Origin of the sequence: Pseudomonas sp. Ost2 (assembly GCF_018326065.1) — a bacterium.
Taxonomy (GTDB): Bacteria; Pseudomonadota; Gammaproteobacteria; order Pseudomonadales; family Pseudomonadaceae; genus Aquipseudomonas; species Aquipseudomonas gingeri.
Genome location: NZ_AP021904.1, coordinates 5207258 through 5225687 on the forward strand (window position 1 = coordinate 5207258; position 18430 = coordinate 5225687).

Annotated in this window: 17 protein-coding genes and 1 other RNA gene; 9 read left to right on the forward strand and 9 right to left on the reverse strand. The window is 63.3% G+C overall.

Going from position 1 to position 18430, the window contains the following annotated elements:
- Positions 1 to 3 precede the first annotated feature (3 nt).
- Complete coding sequence (locus KI243_RS22755; protein WP_177109302.1) at positions 4 to 930, forward strand: glycosyltransferase; 927 nt, start codon at positions 4 to 6, stop codon at positions 928 to 930.
- A gap of 285 nt (positions 931 to 1215) precedes the next feature.
- The gene (locus tag KI243_RS22760) at positions 1216 to 1410 is read left to right on the forward strand and encodes a hypothetical protein (RefSeq protein ID WP_017129620.1); all 195 of its coding nucleotides are present in this window, start codon (positions 1216 to 1218) and stop codon (positions 1408 to 1410) included.
- A 70-nt stretch (positions 1411 to 1480) separates the two neighbouring features.
- Here the strand turns inward: KI243_RS22760 and recR are convergent, their stop codons facing one another.
- The 3 genes from recR to dnaX form a co-directional block, all read right to left on the reverse strand.
- Complete coding sequence (gene recR, locus KI243_RS22765; RefSeq protein ID WP_017129621.1) at positions 1481 to 2083, reverse strand: recombination mediator RecR; 603 nt, start codon at positions 2081 to 2083, stop codon at positions 1481 to 1483.
- Positions 2084 to 2312: 229 nt separating this feature from the next.
- A complete protein-coding gene (locus tag KI243_RS22770) occupies positions 2313 to 2651 on the reverse strand; it encodes a YbaB/EbfC family nucleoid-associated protein (protein WP_017134152.1) in 339 nt (112 codons plus the stop codon).
- A 64-nt stretch (positions 2652 to 2715) separates the two neighbouring features.
- Entirely contained in the window at positions 2716 to 4848 is a 2133-nt protein-coding gene (gene dnaX, locus KI243_RS22775) for a DNA polymerase III subunit gamma/tau (RefSeq protein ID WP_212809935.1), read from the reverse strand.
- Positions 4849 to 4997: 149 nt separating this feature from the next.
- Here dnaX and KI243_RS22780 point away from each other — a divergent pair, with 149 nt between their 5' ends.
- Positions 4998 to 5786, forward strand: a complete 789-nt coding sequence (locus tag KI243_RS22780) for a transporter substrate-binding domain-containing protein (RefSeq protein WP_017129624.1) — start codon at positions 4998 to 5000, stop codon at positions 5784 to 5786.
- A gap of 74 nt (positions 5787 to 5860) precedes the next feature.
- On the opposite strand, the gene KI243_RS22785 is transcribed toward KI243_RS22780, so the two are convergent.
- Entirely contained in the window at positions 5861 to 7552 is a 1692-nt protein-coding gene (locus KI243_RS22785; RefSeq protein ID WP_212809936.1) for a GGDEF and EAL domain-containing protein, read from the reverse strand.
- Between the two features lie 356 nt (positions 7553 to 7908).
- Between KI243_RS22785 and KI243_RS22790 the strand changes: the two genes are divergently transcribed.
- Entirely contained in the window at positions 7909 to 8223 is a 315-nt protein-coding gene (locus KI243_RS22790; protein ID WP_042937148.1) for a helix-turn-helix transcriptional regulator, read from the forward strand.
- Positions 8224 to 8378: 155 nt separating this feature from the next.
- Positions 8379 to 8735, forward strand: coding sequence for a VOC family protein (locus tag KI243_RS22795; protein ID WP_042937227.1), 357 nt, complete (start codon positions 8379 to 8381; stop codon positions 8733 to 8735).
- Here KI243_RS22795 and KI243_RS22800 read toward each other — a convergent pair.
- Positions 8663 to 9634: a DMT family transporter gene (locus tag KI243_RS22800; RefSeq protein WP_244861767.1), complete on the reverse strand. Its 972-nt coding sequence runs from the start codon at positions 9632 to 9634 to the stop codon at positions 8663 to 8665. The two genes, KI243_RS22795 and KI243_RS22800, sit on opposite strands and share 73 nt — an antisense overlap.
- Before the next feature lie 105 nt (positions 9635 to 9739).
- Between KI243_RS22800 and KI243_RS22805 the strand changes: the two genes are divergently transcribed.
- The 4 genes from KI243_RS22805 to KI243_RS22820 all read left to right on the forward strand — a co-directional run bounded on the left by KI243_RS22805 (position 9740) and on the right by KI243_RS22820 (position 13198).
- On the forward strand, positions 9740 to 10615 hold the full coding sequence (locus KI243_RS22805) for a LysR substrate-binding domain-containing protein (RefSeq protein WP_177086537.1): 876 nt from the start codon (positions 9740 to 9742) through the stop codon (positions 10613 to 10615).
- Between the two features lie 83 nt (positions 10616 to 10698).
- Complete coding sequence (locus tag KI243_RS22810; protein WP_212809937.1) at positions 10699 to 11601, forward strand: DUF2167 domain-containing protein; 903 nt, start codon at positions 10699 to 10701, stop codon at positions 11599 to 11601.
- A 201-nt stretch (positions 11602 to 11802) separates the two neighbouring features.
- A complete protein-coding gene (locus KI243_RS22815) occupies positions 11803 to 12351 on the forward strand; it encodes a kinase inhibitor (RefSeq protein WP_103032906.1) in 549 nt (182 codons plus the stop codon).
- A gap of 25 nt (positions 12352 to 12376) precedes the next feature.
- Positions 12377 to 13198: a helix-turn-helix transcriptional regulator gene (locus KI243_RS22820; RefSeq protein WP_178990124.1), complete on the forward strand. Its 822-nt coding sequence runs from the start codon at positions 12377 to 12379 to the stop codon at positions 13196 to 13198.
- A gap of 15 nt (positions 13199 to 13213) precedes the next feature.
- Here KI243_RS22820 and KI243_RS22825 read toward each other — a convergent pair whose 3' ends face one another.
- The 4 genes from KI243_RS22825 to ligA form a co-directional block, all read right to left on the reverse strand.
- Positions 13214 to 13681 carry an SDR family NAD(P)-dependent oxidoreductase gene (locus KI243_RS22825; protein ID WP_212809938.1) on the reverse strand — a complete coding sequence of 156 codons (468 nt, stop codon included), beginning with the start codon at positions 13679 to 13681 and terminating at the stop codon, positions 13214 to 13216.
- Between the two features lie 83 nt (positions 13682 to 13764).
- An RNA gene (ffs, locus tag KI243_RS22830) (signal recognition particle sRNA small type) lies at positions 13765 to 13861 on the reverse strand.
- Between the two features lie 367 nt (positions 13862 to 14228).
- Entirely contained in the window at positions 14229 to 15398 is a 1170-nt protein-coding gene (locus tag KI243_RS22835; RefSeq protein WP_212809939.1) for a putative zinc-binding metallopeptidase, read from the reverse strand.
- 520 nt (positions 15399 to 15918) lie between these two features.
- Positions 15919 to 18276 (reverse strand): NAD-dependent DNA ligase LigA, encoded by a 2358-nt coding sequence (ligA, locus tag KI243_RS22840; protein WP_017129636.1) that lies wholly within the window; start codon positions 18274 to 18276, stop codon positions 15919 to 15921.
- Positions 18277 to 18430 lie beyond the last annotated feature (154 nt).

The window sequence follows — 18430 nt, forward strand, 5'->3', positions numbered from 1 at the left end:
ACCATGTCGACGCTCAACGTGGCCTGCGTGATCCCGACCTACAACGGCTGCCGGGACCTGGCGCGCCTGCTCGACTCCCTCGACCGCCAGACGGCGGTCTTCACGACCCTGATCGTCGACTCCAGCTCCAGCGACGGCACCTTCGAACTGGCCAGCGCACGCTGCCCCAATGTCTTGCGCATCGACAGCAGGGACTTCAACCACGGCGGCACCCGCCAGATGATGGTCGAGCGCAATCCCGGTCATGACATCTACGTGTTCATGACCCAGGATGCCTACCTCGAGGACCCCGAGGCGCTGGCCAATATCGTCCGGCCGTTTGCCGACGACAGCATCGGCGCGGTCTGCGGCCGGCAGCTGCCGCACCTGGATGCCAGCCCGCTGGCCGAGCATGCCCGGCTGTTCAACTACCCGCCGACGTCCCAGGTCAAGAGCCTGGAGGATGCGCCCCGGCTGGGGATCAAGACCGCCTTCGCCTCCAACTCCTTTTGCGCCTACCGGCGCCGGGCACTGATGCAGGTGGGCGGATTCCCGCAGCATGTGATCCTCTCGGAAGACATGTACGTGGCGGCGAAGATGCTCATGGCCGGCTGGAAAGTCGCCTACGAAGGCAGTGCCTGCTGCCGGCACTCGCACAACTACACCCTCGGTGAGGAATTTCGTCGCTACTTCGACATCGGCGTATTCCATGCCCGCGAACCCTGGATCCGCCAACAGTTCGGCGGGGCGGGAGGAGAAGGCCTGAGGTATGTGCTGTCCGAGCTGAGGTTTCTCGGCCCCGGACGTTGCCTGGCGTGGCCGGGCTCGCTATGGCGCAATGCGGTGAAGCTGTTTGCCTACAAACTCAGCCAGCAGGAACGCCATCTGCCCAAGGGTCTGAAAAAAAGCCTCGGCATGTACAAACGCTACTGGGACAGCCCCTATGCCTGACCCAGCGGCCACTTCAGACGCCGGCGACTTTTCCTATGAACATCCGGGAATCGCCTCAATTGACCGAAAAGCGAAATAGCGCGATTTTCCATGGTGTGATCAGGGCAATGGCGCCCGGGACATGAACCACCGAGGACGTGAAAACACATGGAAGTTGAGCTACAGCACTGCGTGACACCCTGCCTGCATCCGGCTCCCCGATGGTCGGGCAATCACGAGGCAATGCAGCAATCCCAGTCACCCACCGACCCCACCAAGACCGGCGAACCGTCTGGAGGCGACACCATGGAACCGCGAATCACCGAACTGGAAACCCACCTGGAGTACATCCACCGCGATCTCGGCGAAGTCCGCGGCGATGTGAAATCGATCAAGGCCCGCCTCGCCTATATCGCCGGCGGCACGGCGGTCCTGGGAGTGCTGCTGAGCTGGGTCGCCAACCACCGGCTGGATCAGATACTGCGCTTGCTGGCTGCCTGAGCATGCTGCCCGGTCGCCCCTTGTCCGGGGCGGCCACCGGAAAAATGGCCTCCGGCCAGACGCCTCTCCCTCAAAGCGCGATCGGCTTGCGCCCTGCAAACGAGTGGGCCAGCGTACCGCCGTCCACCAGTTCCAGCTCACCACCCAGGGGAACGCCATGGGCGATACGCGAGGTGATCAGCCCCTTGTTGGAGAGCAGTTGGGCAATGTAGTGCGCCGTGGCTTCGCCCTCGACCGTCGGGTTGGTGGCGAGGATGATCTCGCTGAAGCTGCCCTGTTCTTCGATACGTGCCAGCAACTGCGGAATGCCAATGGCTTCCGGCCCAAGGCCATCGAGCGGCGACAGGTGCCCCTTGAGCACGAAGTAACGTCCGCGATAACCGGTCTGCTCCACCGCGTAGACATCCATCGGTCCTTCGACCACACACAACAAGGTGTCGTCACGCCGCGGATCGGCACACTGCGGGCAGAGGTCGTCTTCGGTCAGGGTCCGGCACTGGCGGCAATGCCCGACGCCTTCCATGGCCTGGCCCAAAGCCTGTGCCAGGCGCGCGCCGCCGCTGCGATCGCGCTCGAGCAGTTGCAGGGCCATGCGCTGGGCGGTTTTCTGGCCGACGCCGGGCAAAACCCGAAAGGCGTCGATCAGTTGGCGAATCAGGGGGCTGAAGCTCATGGGAAAAGGTCCGACAAAACTGCGAGAGGCGGTTTATACCCGTGGCTCCGGCCAGCGTCAAATGCACAGGCGACCAGCCCCGGAAACAACAATGCCAGGCAGCGAGCCTGGCATTGCTTGAGTACAAAATACCTCAGGTTCCGTACGAAAACTCGCCGAGCGGCGATCAGGCAAGGCAAGCCTGCTTCAACGCAGCCTGATCGTCGCCCAGGCAGTTTTCGTACAGGGCCTAGAACGGCATCTTGAAGCCCGGCGGCAGCTGCATGCCGGCGGTCATGCCGGACATCTTGTCCGAGCTGTTGGCTTCGATCTTGCGCACGGCGTCGTTGACGGCAGCGGCAAACAGATCTTCCAGCACTTCACGGTCATCGTCGCTGACACCTTCCAGCAGGCTCGGGTCGATGCTCACGCGCTTGATATCGTGACGCCCGGTCATGACCACGGTGACCATGTCGCCGCCAGCCTTGCCGGTGATTTCAGCGTTGGCCAGTTCTTCCTGCATCTTGGCCATTTTTTCCTGCATCTGCTGCGCCTGCTTCATCAGGCCGGCCATGCCACCCTTCATCATGGGAATCACCTCAAAAGTTGCTTGGACAATAGGCGCAAGGCTCCGGCCTCGCGCCGCTCAGTTATTAACCCTGGGTCACCAGGGCTTCGACAGGTTCGATTGTATCGTCACGGATCACCGCACCGAACTGTTGCATCATTTGCTGGATGAACGGATCGGCATGAATCGAGGCCACAGCCTCGTTCTGGCGTTCGTGGCGCCGGCGGGACGCCGCCTGGGCCGGGGTTTCCTGCTCGGGCTTGATCAGCTCGATGGTCACCTTCAGCGTCCGCCCATGGTACTGGTTCAGCGCATCGTTCACGCGACGCAACTGCGTGGCGTTGAACAGGGCGCTGTGGGCCGGGTCCAGGTGCAGCAGCCAGTCATCGCCGTCGACCGCGATCAGCGTGCAGTTGGCCGCGATGCTGCCGGTCATGCCGGAGATCGGCAGTTTCGGGAACAGTTGCAACCACTCCAGCGCCAGGCCGGTGGCCGGCTGCGCGGCCGGCAACGGCTCGGGCTCCGGTGCCGGCTCGGCGGTGTGTTCACTGGCCAGGTCGTCGAGGTAGCTATAGGACGAGTCCATATCCGGCTCGATATAGTCTTCATCCAGCGGCGGCTCGTCGTCGCGATCCGGGCCCGGAGTCGCGGCATCCACCTGGGCCGGGGTCGGCTCGGGAATGGTGGCGGCCGCCCACTCGGGGGCGTCCGGCACCACGCTGTCAGGCGTCGGCAGCGGCATCGGCACCAGTTCCGGCTGCTCGGCGGCGGTTTCCAGCACCGGCTCTACGGCGGGCTCCTGCACCACCGGCTCGGCGGGTTCGTTCCAGGGCAGGTCGACTTCTTCGACCGCGGCGGCCAGGGGTTCGGGCACGGTAGCCGCCTCGACCACCGGCTCCGGCTCCGGCTCAGGCACGGCTTCGACCACCGGCGCCGGGGCTGGTTGCACCACGGGCGCGGGGACTGGCGCAGCGGCCGGCGCAGCGACTGGCACGACATCGGCCTCGACCGCCGGAGCCACAGCCGCGACAACCGGCGCAGCAGCCGCTGGGCCAGCCACGTTCTGGGTGGAATCAACTGTGGCCTGGCTGATCCCCACTGGCTTTAGCGGCTGCCTCGGTGCCGAGGCACTGTCGGCCGGCCGGAACGCGAGCATTCGCAGCAGGACCATCTCGAAGCCGCCACGCGGGTCCGGCGCCAGCGGCAGGTCGCGCCGGCCGATCAGGCCCATCTGGTAGTAAAACTGTACGTCTTCGGCCGGCAATGCCTGGGCCAGGGCCAACACGCGATCACGGTCGCCGTGACCGTTGTCGACGCCTTCCGGCAGGGCCTGGGCAATCGCCACGCGGTGCAGCACATTGAGGATTTCCGAGAGCACGCCGTTCCAGTCCGGGCCCTGCTCGGCCAGATGCCGTACCGCTTCGAGCAACGCCTTGGCATCGCCTTCGATCAGCGCGTGCAGCACATCGTAGACCTGGCCGTGGTCCAGGGTGCCGAGCATCGCCCGCACATCGCTGGCCATGACCTTGCCCTCACCGAAGGCAATGGCCTGGTCGGTCAGGCTCATCGCATCGCGCATCGAACCGTCCGCCGCGCGACCGAGCAACCACAGGGCGTCGTCTTCGAATGGCACGTTCTCGACCCCGAGCACGTGGGTCAAATGCTCGACCACCCGCTCCGGGGTCATGTTCTTCAGGGAGAACTGCAGGCAGCGCGACAAAATCGTTGCAGGAAGTTTCTGAGGATCGGTGGTCGCCAGGATGAACTTGACGTAGGGCGGCGGCTCTTCCAGGGTTTTCAGCAAGGCGTTGAACGAGTGGCTGGAAAGCATGTGCACTTCGTCGATCAGGTAGACCTTGAAGCGCCCGCGGCTCGGCGCGTACTGCACGTTGTCCAGCAGTTCGCGGGTGTCCTCGACCTTGGTGCGGCTCGCGGCGTCGATCTCGATCAGGTCGACAAAACGGCCCTCGTCGATCTCGCGGCATACCGAACAGGTGCCACAGGGTGACGAGGTGATCCCGGTTTCGCAATTCAGGCACTTGGCGATGATCCGCGCAATGGTGGTCTTGCCTACACCCCGGGTACCGGTGAACAGATAGGCGTGGTGCAGCCGCTGGCTGTCCAGAGCATTGATCAGCGCCTTGAGCACATGGGTCTGGCCGACCATTTCGCGGAACGAGCGCGGACGCCATTTACGTGCAAGAACCTGATAACTCATCGATAACCGTCGCATCTGGAAAGCGGAAGACCGCTAATGCTAGCGGAGCAGGGGCGAAATTGCATCCGGCGTGCTTCTCTAATCTGACTAAGCTGCACTTTGTGGGAGAATTCGCGTCCTGAAGCGTCGTACTCCAGACGGAGAGTTGAATGCGTGTAGTGTGGGGCGCCCTCGTACTGATGACCGCCAACTGTTTTGCCGCGCCTGCGCCGTTGCGCTTCGCCGTGGCCGACAGCTGGGCCATGCCGCTGGTCCAGATCGAGAACGACCGACCGACCCAGGGCATTCTCTACGACCTGATGACCAGCCTTGCCCAGCAGGTCGGAGTACCGGCCGAGTTTCACGTGCTGGCCCGGGCCCGCGTGCAGAGCGCCATGGAACACGGCGAAATCGACGTGCGCTGCTATGCCGCGCAATCCTGGCTGCCGAACCAGTCGGGCGACTATATATGGAGTATTCCCCTGCTGATGCAGCGCGATGTGCTGATCAGCAATGCCGAACACCCGCGCCAGGTCAAGCCGCAAAGCCTGCCCAGACAGCCTGTCGGCACGGTATTGAGCTACACCTACCCGACCCTGCAGCCGTTGTTCGACAGTGGCCAGTTGATCCGCGACGACGCCCGCAACCAGGAACAGGTGCTGCAGAAACTCTCGGCGGGCCGCTATCACTATGCGGTCAGCAACCAGTGGAGCCTGGACTGGTTCAACCAGAAGCTGATGCCACAACAGCAACTGCATGCCGTCGCGGTGCTGCAGGAACAACCGGTGGGCTGTTTTGTGCGCAACGACCCGGCGCTGCCGGTGCAGCGCATCCTGCGGACCTTGCTGAGAATGAAGATGTCCGGGGAAATCGACGGGATCATCGGGCTCTACACCGGCAATGGCGAGCAACTGGACAGCCCCACGCCTCCCTCTGCGGAAAAACCCGATGACCTGTAGGAGCCCGGCCTGTCGGCGATGACACCCGCAACCTTTTCACCGACAAAGCGGGCTTCCACAGGATGCGTGAAGGCTCAAGCGGTGGTGCTCCACAACCCCGACGGGACAAACCCCGCGACCCAGTCCGGCACCTCGTCGGCCGCCATCGGCCGGGCAATGAAATAGCCCTGGGCCACGTCACAACCCAGGTTCATCAGCAGGCGCCCGTGCTCGGCGGTCTCCAGGCCCTCGGCAATCACCTCGCGACCAAAGGCCCGGGCCAGGCTGATCACAGCCGTGGTCAGGGCCAGGTCATCCTTGTCGTGGAGGATATCGCGCACAAAGGAACGATCGATCTTGATGGTCTGGGTCGGCATGCGCTTGAGGTAGCTCAGGGACGAGTAACCGGTGCCGAAGTCATCCAGGGAAAAACGCACGCCGAGGGCCTGGCAGGCCCGCAGGCACTGGCTGACCCGCTGGATGTTCTCGATGGCCACCGACTCGATGATTTCCAGGTCGAGCATCTGTGGCGGTACTTCGGCATGCCGGGTCAGCAAGGCGCGCAGGCGCTCGACAAAATCCCCGCGCTGGAAATGCCGGGCAGCGATATTCAGGCTGACCGGCCAGTTGTGGCCGGCCTGCAACCAAACCTGCATCTGCGCCATGACCCGGTCGATCACCCACTCGCCGACTTCGATGATCACATCGGTCTGGGCCACCAGCGGCAGGAACTCATGGGGTTCGAGCAGGCCCTTGTGGGGGCTTTCCCAGCGCACCAGCGCCTCGAAGCCGACCACCGTGCCGGTACGCATGTTGACCTTGGGCTGATAGACCAGGCGCAACTCATCGCCGGTCAGTGCATGGCGCATCAGCTCAACGCTCTGGTGCGTGGCCTTGACCTCCTGGTCCTGGGATACATCGAACAGATGGAAACGGTTGCGCCCGCCCTGCTTGGCCAGGTACATCGCCTGGTCCGCGTGGCGCAACAAGGTATCGGCGTCTTCATTGTCGTTGGGGAACAGGGTCACACCGATGCTGGCACAGACATGGATATCCTGGCCGAGGAGCGAATACGGCGCGGAGATCGCCAGCAGCACCCGCTGCAACGCCGCGTGCAGTTCCTGGCTGTCGCGCACATAACGCAGGATCAGCACGAACTCGTCACCGGACAGGCGTGCCACCACATCCTCGCCACGCATGATCCCGCGCAGGCGCGCCGCCACTTCCACCAGCAGCGCGTCACCGCTGGCATGCCCGTAGCCGTCGTTGACCGCCTTGAAGCCGTCCAGGTCGAGCATGCACACCGCCAGCGGAATATGCTCGCGCCGGGAGAACTCCAGGGCCTGGTTCAACAGATCGGAGAGGAACGCGCGGTTCGGCAGGCCGGTCAGTACATCGTGGCCCACCCGCCACTGCAAGGTGTGCAGCAGTCGCAGCTTTTCGCTGACATCAAAACGGATCGACATGTACTTGCGGACCCGTCCCGTCTCTTCGTCCAGCAGCGGCACCATGGTACTGTCGACCCAGTACAGCGAACCGTCCTTGGCACGGTTGCAGACCTCGCCCTTCCAGACCCGGCCAAGGGCGATGGTGCGCCACATCTCACTGAAGAATTCGGTCGGATGAAAACCGGAATTGAGCATCCGGTGGTTCTGCCCCAGCAGCTCCTCGCGGCTGTAGCCGGAGATCTCGCAGAACGGGTCGTTGACGTAGGTAATCCTTCCGCTCAGATCCGTCTCGGAGAAAATCGCTGCTGCATCCACCACCTTGCGGTACGTCTCGTCCATGACTCAGCTCACCTGGGCAGCTACCGGTTGAACTGATCGACACGCTGTTCGAAAGAACTTCGACGAGGATCAACTAGAGTTAAATGAAGGTCATCAGCAAACAGCGGGGTTGGCGAGCGGCACTCCGTGAAACCAACGCCCGAAGGCACGGCTTGACGGTCGTGGCATGAACTCAAGAGAAATGCGAGGATTTCCTGTTTCATCATTTTGCCACCTGAAACCAGATCACCAAATACCTGTCATAACCGTCGATTCTACGAATTGCATCACATTATGCAATAGAAGGTGATGAATCATGGCGTTGTCTAATGTAAAGATTTGTCGTTAAGTTCTTGATTCTAAATGGGAATTGAGCGATGGAAATTTCAAGTTTGGGTACGGCCATCAGGCGCTATCGCAAGGTAGCGGGGCTAACTCAGGCTGAACTTGGCGAGAAAACCGGTTTTGACCCGAAAACCATCAGCCGCTTCGAAACCGGCAGTTACACCCCCAGCGTGGAAGCCCTGTTTCTGTTCGCCGACGTACTGGGAGTGAAGCTCAAGGCCTTTTTTGCGGATATGGCTGACGAAGACGAACAGCGTGCCTACCTGTTCGGCGTCATTCACAAAGCGCCCTCGAAGGACCTGGGAAAGCTGATCGTCGCGGTCGATCTAGCCCTTGCCAAGCCTTAGCCTCATGCCACTGCGCGCCTGGCGCCGCGACCACGCTACTGACAAAAGCTGACAGCCCCCGGGTTAGGCTGGGTTGCCCTGGAATCACCACAAACGATTCCAGGCCTTCCCACCACTTTCCCAGGAACCACACCGTGACCGATCCCAACTACTTCATGCTGTATGTCGAAAGCCCCGCCGTCAGCGTCGACTTCTACCGTCGCCTGCTGGGCAAGGAGCCGCTGATCGACACGCCGGATTTCGCCCTGTTCGCGCTGGACTCGGGCATCAAGCTCGGCCTCTGGTCGGCCAGCGTCGTGACGCCTGCCGTGCCACACACCGGCGGCGGCGGCGAGATGGCCTTCAATGTCGGCGAGAACGCCATTGTCGACGAACTCCATGAAGCCTGGCGCGAACTGGGGGTGCGCATCGTCCAGCCGCCGAGCACCCTGGGTTTCGGTTATGCCTTCGTTGCGGTGGACCCCGATGCACACCGGTTGCGGGTGTATTCGCCGTCCCCTTCACTGCGCTGATCCAGCGGTCCGGCAGCCGGCCTCTGCCGGCGCCCCTCGAAGTGCAGGCCCAGCACGCTCGCCAGGACAATCGAGCCGCCCAGCAGGACCATGCCCGAGACACCGACACCGAGGATCAACGCCGCCATCAGCATGGCCACCGGCGGGATCAGGTACAAGGCGATGGAGGAACGGCTGACCGTCGAGTGCGTCAGCACATAACCCCAGGCCAGGTACGCCAGGGCACTGGGGAAAATACCCAGCACCAGCACCGCCACATTCACCCGCACGGGGGCCAGCGTCACCTCCTGCGCCAGCCCCGGTCCGTAGACACAGAGCAACAGCAGCGTTCCGGCCCAGACCATGTAGCACACGGTGGTCAACCCGCTGTAGTGATGGGCATAGTGTTTCTGCAGGGTGAAATACAGGCTCCAGGACAGCGCCGCGAGCAGGACCAGCAAGCCCCGGGGATTGAACGGGCCGACGCCGTGATCGCCCCACACCACCACCAGCGCCCCGGCCAGCCCCACAAACACACCCAGCCAGCGCCAGCCCGTCACCGACTCCTTCAGCCAGAAGAACGCGATCAGCGTACTGAACAACGGCGTCGACTGGGCCAGTACGCTCCCGGCCCCGGGGCTGACCCACTGCTGCCCATAGTTGAGGCTGACGTGATGCAGGAAGATCGCGAAGAAACCCAGCACGAACAGCCAGGGCAGATCGCGGACCCGGGGCAAGGCAATGCCCTTCATCAGCGCCACTGCGGCCATGAACACCGATGCGATCAGAAAGCGCAGCAGGGCCAGGTGTCCGGGGCTGTAGCTTTCCAGGCCGATATGGATGCCGATGGGCGAATACGCCCAGCACAGGATGACCAGGGCGGTGGCCAATGAAATTTTTATACGCGGCAGGGCTTTCACGAGAACGCTACATCCAAGATGATCCAGGGGTGTGGCCAGTCTTGAGCGGCGTGGCGACAAGCACAATTGACGAATATTGAGTCGAGAATTCACCGGGAGTGAATCATGGAACTGGCGCAAATGCGCATGGTGAAAGCCGTCGCCGAAACCGGCAGCATCGCCCTCGCGGCCCAACGGCTGCATTGCGTGCCGTCCAACATCACCACGCGCATCAAGCACCTGGAAAGCGAGCTGGGCACCGACCTGTTCGTCCGCGCCGGGCGCGGCCTGAGCATCAGCCCCGCCGGCGAAGTGTTCCTCGAATATTGTGCGCAGATCCTCAACCTGGTGGACGAGGCCAAACGCGCCGTCGACGCCAACACCCGGCCCTCCGGCACCTTGCGCATCGGCGCCATCGAATCCTGCGCCACCGTGCACCTGCCGGCCCTGCTCGCCGAATACCATCGGACCTATCCCGAGGTCAGTCTGGAACTGATCACCGGGACCTGGACGCAACTGCTGGAAGATGTCCGCCAACGCCGGCTCGACGGCGCCCTGGTGGCTGCCGATATCCACCACCCGAAAATCGCCAGCACCGCGTTGTACAGCGAAAAACTGGTGCTGATCAGCGCCGCCGACAGCGCACCGATCCACAATGCCCACGACCTGCTGGGCCGCACCCTGATCATGTGGCCGAACGGCTGCCCCTACCGCGCGGCGCTGAAGAACTGGGTCCAGGACTGCGACCGCAACCCACCGATTGCCAGCTACGGCAGTTGGGGCACGATCATCGGCAGCGTCAATGCCGGTGCCGGCGTCTCGCTGGTGCCCGAAGGCATCCTGCGTCGCTACGAACAGTCGACGGGGCTGGCGACCTATCGCTTCGACGAACTGGCCCCCGTGCAAAACAGCTTTATCTGGCACAGGGAAACCACCCGCCATCCGGCCCGCGAGGCCTTTGCGCGACTGCTGCGGGAACGCCTGGAAACGCGTCCGGAGTAGCGCGCCTACACGGCAATCTGGCGATTCGCCAGTCCCTTCAGGTATTCTGCCAGGCAAATTAATTCAAAATGTAAGGGACTACGATGAAACACCTGCGCCAGCTGTTGGCGGCCGTGTTGCTCAGCGCAACCACTCTGCCCGCCATTGCCGCCAGTACCCCCGCTCCAGCCCCCACCGCCAGCGAGCAACCGCACCAGAGCGCCGAACAGTGGCTCACCACCCTCAAGCAGCAGCACGGCACCATCACCCTGCCGAGCGGTATCGCCACCCTGCAACTCAACAACGAGTTCTACTACCTGTCGCCGGACGACACCGAGCGCCTGCTGACCGAAGCCTGGGGCAACCCGCCGGGCCACAAGACCCTGGGCATGATCATCCCCACTGCCGTCAGCCCCCTGGCGGACAACGGCTGGGGCGTGATCGTCAGCTACAAGAACGACGGACATATCTCCGACGATGATGCCGCCAAGATCGACTACGCCGACCTGCTCAAGCAGATGCAGGCCGACGATGAAGAAGACAACAAGGAGCGGCGCAAGCAGGGTTACGCCGGCCTGCAACTGCTGGGCTGGGCCGAACCGCCGAGCTATGACCAGGGCAGCCACAAGATGTACTGGGCCCGCGAACTGAAAGCCGATGACGCCCAACAGAACACCCTGAACTACAGCATTCGCGTGCTGGGGCGCCAGGGCGTGCTGGAACTGAATGCCGTAGCGGCGATGGCCGACCTGCCGACCATCAAGCAGGAAGTGCCGAAGATCCTCGCGTTCACCAACTTCACCGATGGCAACCGCTACGCCGACTTCGACTCCAGCACCGACAAACTGGCGCCCTACGGCCTGGCAGCCCTGGTGGCCGGCGGCATCGCGGCCAAGGCCGGCCTGTTCGCCAAGATCGGCGTAGCCCTGCTGGCCTTCAAGAAATTCATCGTGATCGGCCTGGTGGTGATTGCCGGCTTCTTGCGCAAGTTGTTCAAGCGCACATAAGCCCCACGCGTCCTGTGCTTGATCGTTCCCACGCTCCGCGTGGGAATGCCGCATGGGACGCTCCGCGTCCGCTCTCACAGCCCCTATCGCCCCCCATCGAACAACCCGAGCGTTTCGGCACAATGGTCGAGCGCCGCGGCACAATGCCCAGCCCCCCATCTCCCTAGACTCGTCCTGAATCCCCCCAAAGACGAGGTCATCATGAAAAACCGCTTCCTGCTCACCGCCCTCAGCCTCGGCCTGAGCATCACCGCCCACGCCGCCGACTTCACCGTGACCAGCCGCGATATCAGCAACGGCAAGCCCATGAGCAGCCGCGAAGTGTTCCAGGGCTTCGGTTGCGAAGGCGGCAACACCTCCCCGCAACTGTCCTGGCAGAACGCCCCGGCGGGCACCAAAAGCTTCGCGATCACCGCCTACGACCCCGACGCCCCGACCGGCAGCGGCTGGTGGCACTGGACCGTGGTCAACCTGCCGACCTCCACCCACGAACTGCCTTCCGGCGCCGGCAGCCAGGGCGGCCAGCTACCCGCGGGCGCCGTGCAAGGTCGCACCGACTACGGCCAACCGGGCTTCGGCGGTGCCTGCCCGCCTGTGGGCGATAAACCTCATCGCTATCAGTTCACCGTCTGGGCCCTGAAGACGGATAAACTCCCGGTCAATGAACAGGCCAGCGGCGCCATGGTGGGCTACATGCTCAATGCCAACGCCCTGGGCAAGGCCACACTGACCGCCACCTACGGACGTTAGTTTTTTTGTACGGAGCCTGAGAATCATGAACGCCCCCGCCGGCATCCAGCACCGCCAGCGCCGTATCGGCGCCAGCGTCATCCAGGCCCGCCAGCCCCATGCGCTGCAACGGGTGCCGATTTTCGTCACCACCCTGTGTCGCGTGCGCCAGGGTGAAAAAGTGATGAGTTGGGACGACCGGCAGATGCGCGTGGGATCGCGACACCTGATCCTGATGCCGGCGGGGCGTGAAGTCGGGGTCGGCAACTACCCCGGCACCCAGGGGTTCTACATCGCCGATACCGTGAGCTTTCCCACGGAACTGCTGCGAACCTTTATTGCCCGCCATAGCCAGCAACTCGCGCCACTTCCCGGACGCGGGAGCACCCAGGAACTCTGTGTGCCGCTGGACCGGCATACCACTTCAGCCTGGGAAAACCTGCTGGAAGCCATCAATGCCGATTCGCCGGACGCCCTGTGCAGCCATTACGCCGAAGCCGTGCTGCTGGCATTGGCCCTGGGCGGCTGGGCCGGGCCGTTGTTACTGGATCGCAACGACCCGTTGTGCGAGCGCGTGCAGCAGATCGTCATGAGCGACCCCGCGCGGGACTGGACCGTCGCGGACGTGGCCGAACGGCTGAACCTGGGCGCCTCGACCTTGCGCCGCCAACTGGCGAACGAGGACGACAGCTTCAGCAACATCCTCGAAAATGTCCGGCTGGGCATGGCCTTGCAATGGCTGCAGACCACACCACGGCCGATAGGAGAAATAGCCGCAGCCAGCGGCTATGCCTCGGCGTCACGCTTTGCCGTGCGCTTTCGCAAGCATTACGGGTTGTCGCCGAGGGAGTTGCGGGCAGTCTTGTAGTCAGTCCGGATAGCCTCAGGGCTGCCCAACCCAATCGGTCGAAAAGGCCAGGTCTCTCTGTGCCTCCAGTTCCGCCAGGCGCTCACTGAGCTGCTTGTGCATCACCATGAACGAATCGCTGCCCAGTGCCAGCCGCTTCGGCGCGGGGTGTTGATCGACGCTTTCGATCATCAGCCGGACCATTTTTGCCGGGTCGCCGATCGGCATGACGGTGCCATCCTCGATCATTCTCCGGGCATGGCTAGCGGGCGAAACATCGTAGGCGTCATTCTTCGGTCCGAGCCTGGCACTGCCATAGCGGAACCGGGTACGGGCGCCACCCGGCTCGACCAGCGTGCAGCCGATGCCAAAGCCCCCCACCTCCAGGTTGACCGCGTCGATAAAACCTTCGATACCCCATTTCGTCGCGTGATACAGGGATCCGCCGGGGAACACGGCCTGGCCTCCGACGCTGGATAGCTGGAGGAGAGAAAAACCGGGCATGGCAAAATGAAGCGCTGATCTTGATTCGGCACTTTATTCGATATGCAGGAGATAGGGTTTAGCAGGAGGCGTTATGGAGGCAACCCCACCAGCCACACCCCGGCACACAATGTTCCCGCTGTGGCTGCTCCCTTCCGGGCCTGACCAGGTTAACGGGTAATCGTTGCGGGGGGACCGATGGGGTCACCATAACGACGCTCGCCTGGCAGCGAGCCGCGCCATTGTACCTAGATAACGAGAAGTTACAACCGCCAGGCGCCGATAAAAATTCGATGGAGCTCAAGCACTTGTCGACATTGCCCAGCCCTATTGTCGATCACTGCGTGTGGGAGCGACCGGCGGTGGTGTTGCTCACGACGGTGTCTGGCTGACGGACGCCTTCGCGGGCAAGCCCGCTCCCACAAGGGCCGGGGGTGCCAGGGGCCATTATGGGCGGGCCGCTTATATTGGAGTTGTGGATCAGGCCGTTATCGCTAGCGGACGCAGAGCGTCCGGGGAGGCGTTACCACGCGGAGCGTGGGAACGATCAAACAGGGACAGCCGTCCCTCAGGTCGCCAGCTGCAACACCTCATCCGCCCGACCACCCTCCTCCTGGATCACCAGGTGAATAAAGTGCAGTTTGGCGATGGTCGCCGGCGGCAGAACAAAGGGATAGAAATCCGGTTGGCCCATGCTGCGGGACAGTTCGTTGAGCATGCCCGCCAGTTCGATCCAGGCGTTGACGAAGGACAGGAACGCCGGGCCTTCCGGATGCTGCGGGTCATAGAGCACGTTGGTGGGGAACGGCTGGTAGTCGAAGTCCGATTCGCGGGCGCTCATGCCGAAGCCCAGCGCCGTGTCCACCGCGTCCATCATGTGCAGGTAGTGCGCCCAGGTTTCCGCCCAGTCTTCCCAGGGGTGCATGGTGGCGTAGGCGCTGACGTAGCGCTGCTGCCAGTCCGCCGGAGCGCCGTTCTGGTAGTGGCGCTCCAGTGCGTCGGCGTAGCTCGCGCGCTCGTCGCCGAACAGGCCGCGAAACGGTTCCAGCCACTGGTCGTTGGCAATCAGCCGGTCCCAGTAGTAATGCCCGACTTCATGGCGGAAATGGCCGAGCAAGGTGCGGTACGGTTCGCGCATCTGTACCCGGACCTTTTCCCGATGGGCGTCGTCGGCCTCCTTGATATCGAGGGTGATCAGGCCATTAGCGTGGCCGGTCATCGGCGATTTGCCTTCCAGGTCGACGCCGACGAAGTCGAAGGCCAGGCCATTTTCCTCGTCCCAGGTTTTCGGGATGACTTGCAGGCCCAGGGTGATCAGTTGCGCCACCAGGCGGCGCTTGGCGGTTTCGACCTTGCGCCAGCGCTCGGGGTTTTCCGGGACCGACAGGTCGGGGATGGTGCGGTTGAGGCTGCAAGCGGTGCACAGGGGGCTGCTGTGGGCGTAGGGGATCAGCCAGTTGCAGGCCGCCGCGGTGTCGAGGTTGCCGCAACGGCGGAACAGGCCGGCTTCGGGGTTGGCATCGAGTTGCCAGCTGTCCGGGTACGGACCCGGTTGCAGGGAGGACAGGTGGCTGCCCTGGGGTTCGTAACCCAGGGCCGCGGAACAGGCCAGGCACTGGCTGTTGCGGAAGAACACCGATTGACCGCAGCGGCAATGCCAGACCTTGCTGTTGCGCGAGGGCTCGGAGGCAAAGGGCGCGGCGATGCGGGAACTGAGACGTTCGAAGAAGCGGTACATGGCGATCTCTCCCTGGGACCTGCCAAGACTAGATCATTGGAGCGGCGGCAGGTTCCCTTTAGATCGCAACCGAAAGCATGGGAACGATCAATCCGTAGGAGCCGGGCCTGCCAGCGAAGCTCTTGGCGATCTTGAGGATGCCATCGCCGGCAAGCCGGCTCCTACAGTTGGGCGTCGTACACAAGTCCTGAGCACGCCCGGAACCTGTGGGAGCCTGGCTTGCCAGCGAAGCTCTTGGCGATCTTGGGGACGCCATCGCCGGCAAGCCAGCTCCTACAGTTGGGCGTCATACACAAATCCTGAGCACGCCCGAAACCTGTGGGAGCCTGGCTTGCCAGCGAAGCTCTTGGCGATCTTGAGGACGCCATCGCCGGCAAGCCGGCTCCCACAGTAGGGCGTCGTACACAAATCCTGAGCACGCCCGGAACCTGTGGGAGCCTGGCTTGCCAGCGAAGCTCTTGGCGATCTTGGGGACGCCATCGCCGGCAAGCCGGCTCCTACAGGGAGCAGATGCAGGACCTCAGATTTCGATACCGTGTCCTTTCAGGAACGCCACGAATGCTTCTTCGTCCAGCACCTTGAGTCCCAGTTCGTTGGCCTTGGCCAGCTTCGAGCCGGCGCCCGGGCCTGCGACCACGCAGTGGGTCTTGGCCGAGACGGAACCGGCGACCTTCGCCCCCAGGCTTTCCAGCTTGTCCTTGGCGATATCGCGGCTCATCAGTTCCAGCGAGCCGGTCAGTACCCAGGTCTGGCCCGTCAGCGGCAAGCCGGCGACAGCCTTTTTCTCGCTCTGCCAGTGCATGCCGAAATCACGCAGTTGCGCCTCGATCGCCAGGGCTCGCTCGGCATTCCCCGGTTGCTCGAAGAATTCGCGCACGGCATTGGCCGGCTTTTCGTTCAAGGCCTGGCGCAGGTCCAGCCAGTCGGCGTTGATGATGCCTTCGACCGAACCGAACTTGGCCGCCAGTTTTTCCGCCGCCGTCGGCCCCACCGAGCTGATGTCCAGCTTGGCGACCAGCCCGGCCAGGGTGGTGCTGGCGGCGAACTCGGCGCCCAGTTCACCCTGGTCCTGCAGGGTCAGCCCACGTTCCAGCAGCTGGGCGATCACCGTACGGTTGTGTTCGTCTTCAAAGAAACTGTGGATCTCGTGGGCCACTTCCATACCGACATCCGGCAGGTAGGTCAGTACCGACGGCAAGGCCTGCATGACCCGCTCCAGCGAGCCCAGGGAGCGGGCCAGGACCTTGGCGGTCTCCTCGCCCACATCGGGAATGCCCAACGCGTAGATGAAACGCGCCAGGCTCGGCTGCTTGCTATCGGCGATGGCTTCCAGCAGGTTACGGGTCGACAGTTCGGCAAAGCCTTCGAGGTCGACGATGTCTTCGTGTTTCAGGGTGTAGAGATCGGCCGGCGAGGCGATCAGTTTTTCATCCACCAGTTGCTCGATGGTCTTGTCGCCAAGGCCTTCGATATCCATCGCCCGTCGCGAGACGAAGTGGATGATCGCCTGCTTGAGTTGCGCACCGCAGGCCAGGCGACCGACACAACGATACACCGCGCCCTCGCTGACCGTTTCGCGGCCCTTGCTGCGCTTGATCAGTTGCGTGCGCTCGACATGGGAGCCGCAGACCGGGCAGCTCTGCGGGATCTCGACGGCACGGGCGCTTTCCGGGCGGCGCTCGGTGACGACCTGCACCACTTGCGGGATCACGTCGCCGGCACGGCGGATGATCACCGTGTCGCCGATCATCAGTCCCAGACGCGCCACTTCATCCATATTGTGCAAGGTGGCGTTGGATACCGTGACCCCGGCCACCTTGACCGGCTTCAAGCGCGCCACCGGGGTGACCGCGCCGGTACGACCGACCTGGAATTCCACATCCAGCAGTTCGGTGAGTTCTTCCATGGCCGGGAATTTGTGGGCAATCGCCCAGCGCGGCTCGCGGGCACGGAAGCCCAGTTCACGCTGGGACGCCAGGCTGTTGACCTTGAACACCACGCCATCGATTTCATAGGGCAGCGCGTTGCGGCGCTCGCCGATATCGCGGTAATAGTCCAGGCACTCGTCGATGCCCTTGGCCAGCTTCAGTTCGCGACTGACCGGCATGCCCCAGGCCTTGAGTTGCTGCAGGTTGCCGATATGGGTGTCGGCGATGTCCGCCGAGACCTGGCCCAGGCCGTAGCAGCAGAATTCCAGCGGGCGGCTGGCGGTGATCTTCGAATCCAACTGGCGCAGGCTGCCCGCCGCGGCGTTGCGCGGGTTGGCGAAGGTCTTGCCACCGGCTTCCAGTTGGGTGGCGTTGAGACGTTCGAAACCCGCCTTGGACATGAACACTTCACCGCGCACCTCGAGGGTGGCCGGCCAGCCGCTGCCGTGCAGCTTGAGCGGGATATTGCGCACGGTGCGCACGTTGATGCTGATGTCTTCGCCGGTGGTGCCGTCGCCACGGGTGGCGCCGCGCACGAGCGCTCCGTCCTGGTACAACAGGCTGACCGCCAGGCCGTCGAGTTTCGGCTCGCAGCTGTATTCGACTGCCGCACCGCCACCGAACAGGTCGCCGGCCGGCAGGTCGAGGCCTTCGCTGACACGGCGATCGAACTCGCGCATGTCGGTTTCTTCGAAGGCGTTGCCCAGGCTCAGCATCGGGATTTCATGCCGGACCTGGGTGAAGGCCGACAGGGCCGCGCTGCCGACGCGCTGGGTCGGCGAATCGGCGCTGACCAGTTCCGGGTGTTCGGCTTCCAGCGCCTTGAGTTCGTGGAACAGGCGGTCGTACTCGGCGTCCGGAATGCTCGGCTCGTCGAGCACGTGGTAACGGTAGTTATGCTGATCCAGCTCAGCGCGCAGCTCTAGAATGCGGGTATGGGCAGCAGTCATGGGGGTCTCTCATAAAGCAAGGGAGCAGCCGAGGCTGCTCCCTATGTTAGTGCGTTTTTTGTGGTGAGGCGCCGGGGCCACTTCGCCGCGATGCGGCGTCCCGACAAGCGCGCTCCCACAGTAGCAGTGAGTCGAACACAGAATGTGTGGGAGC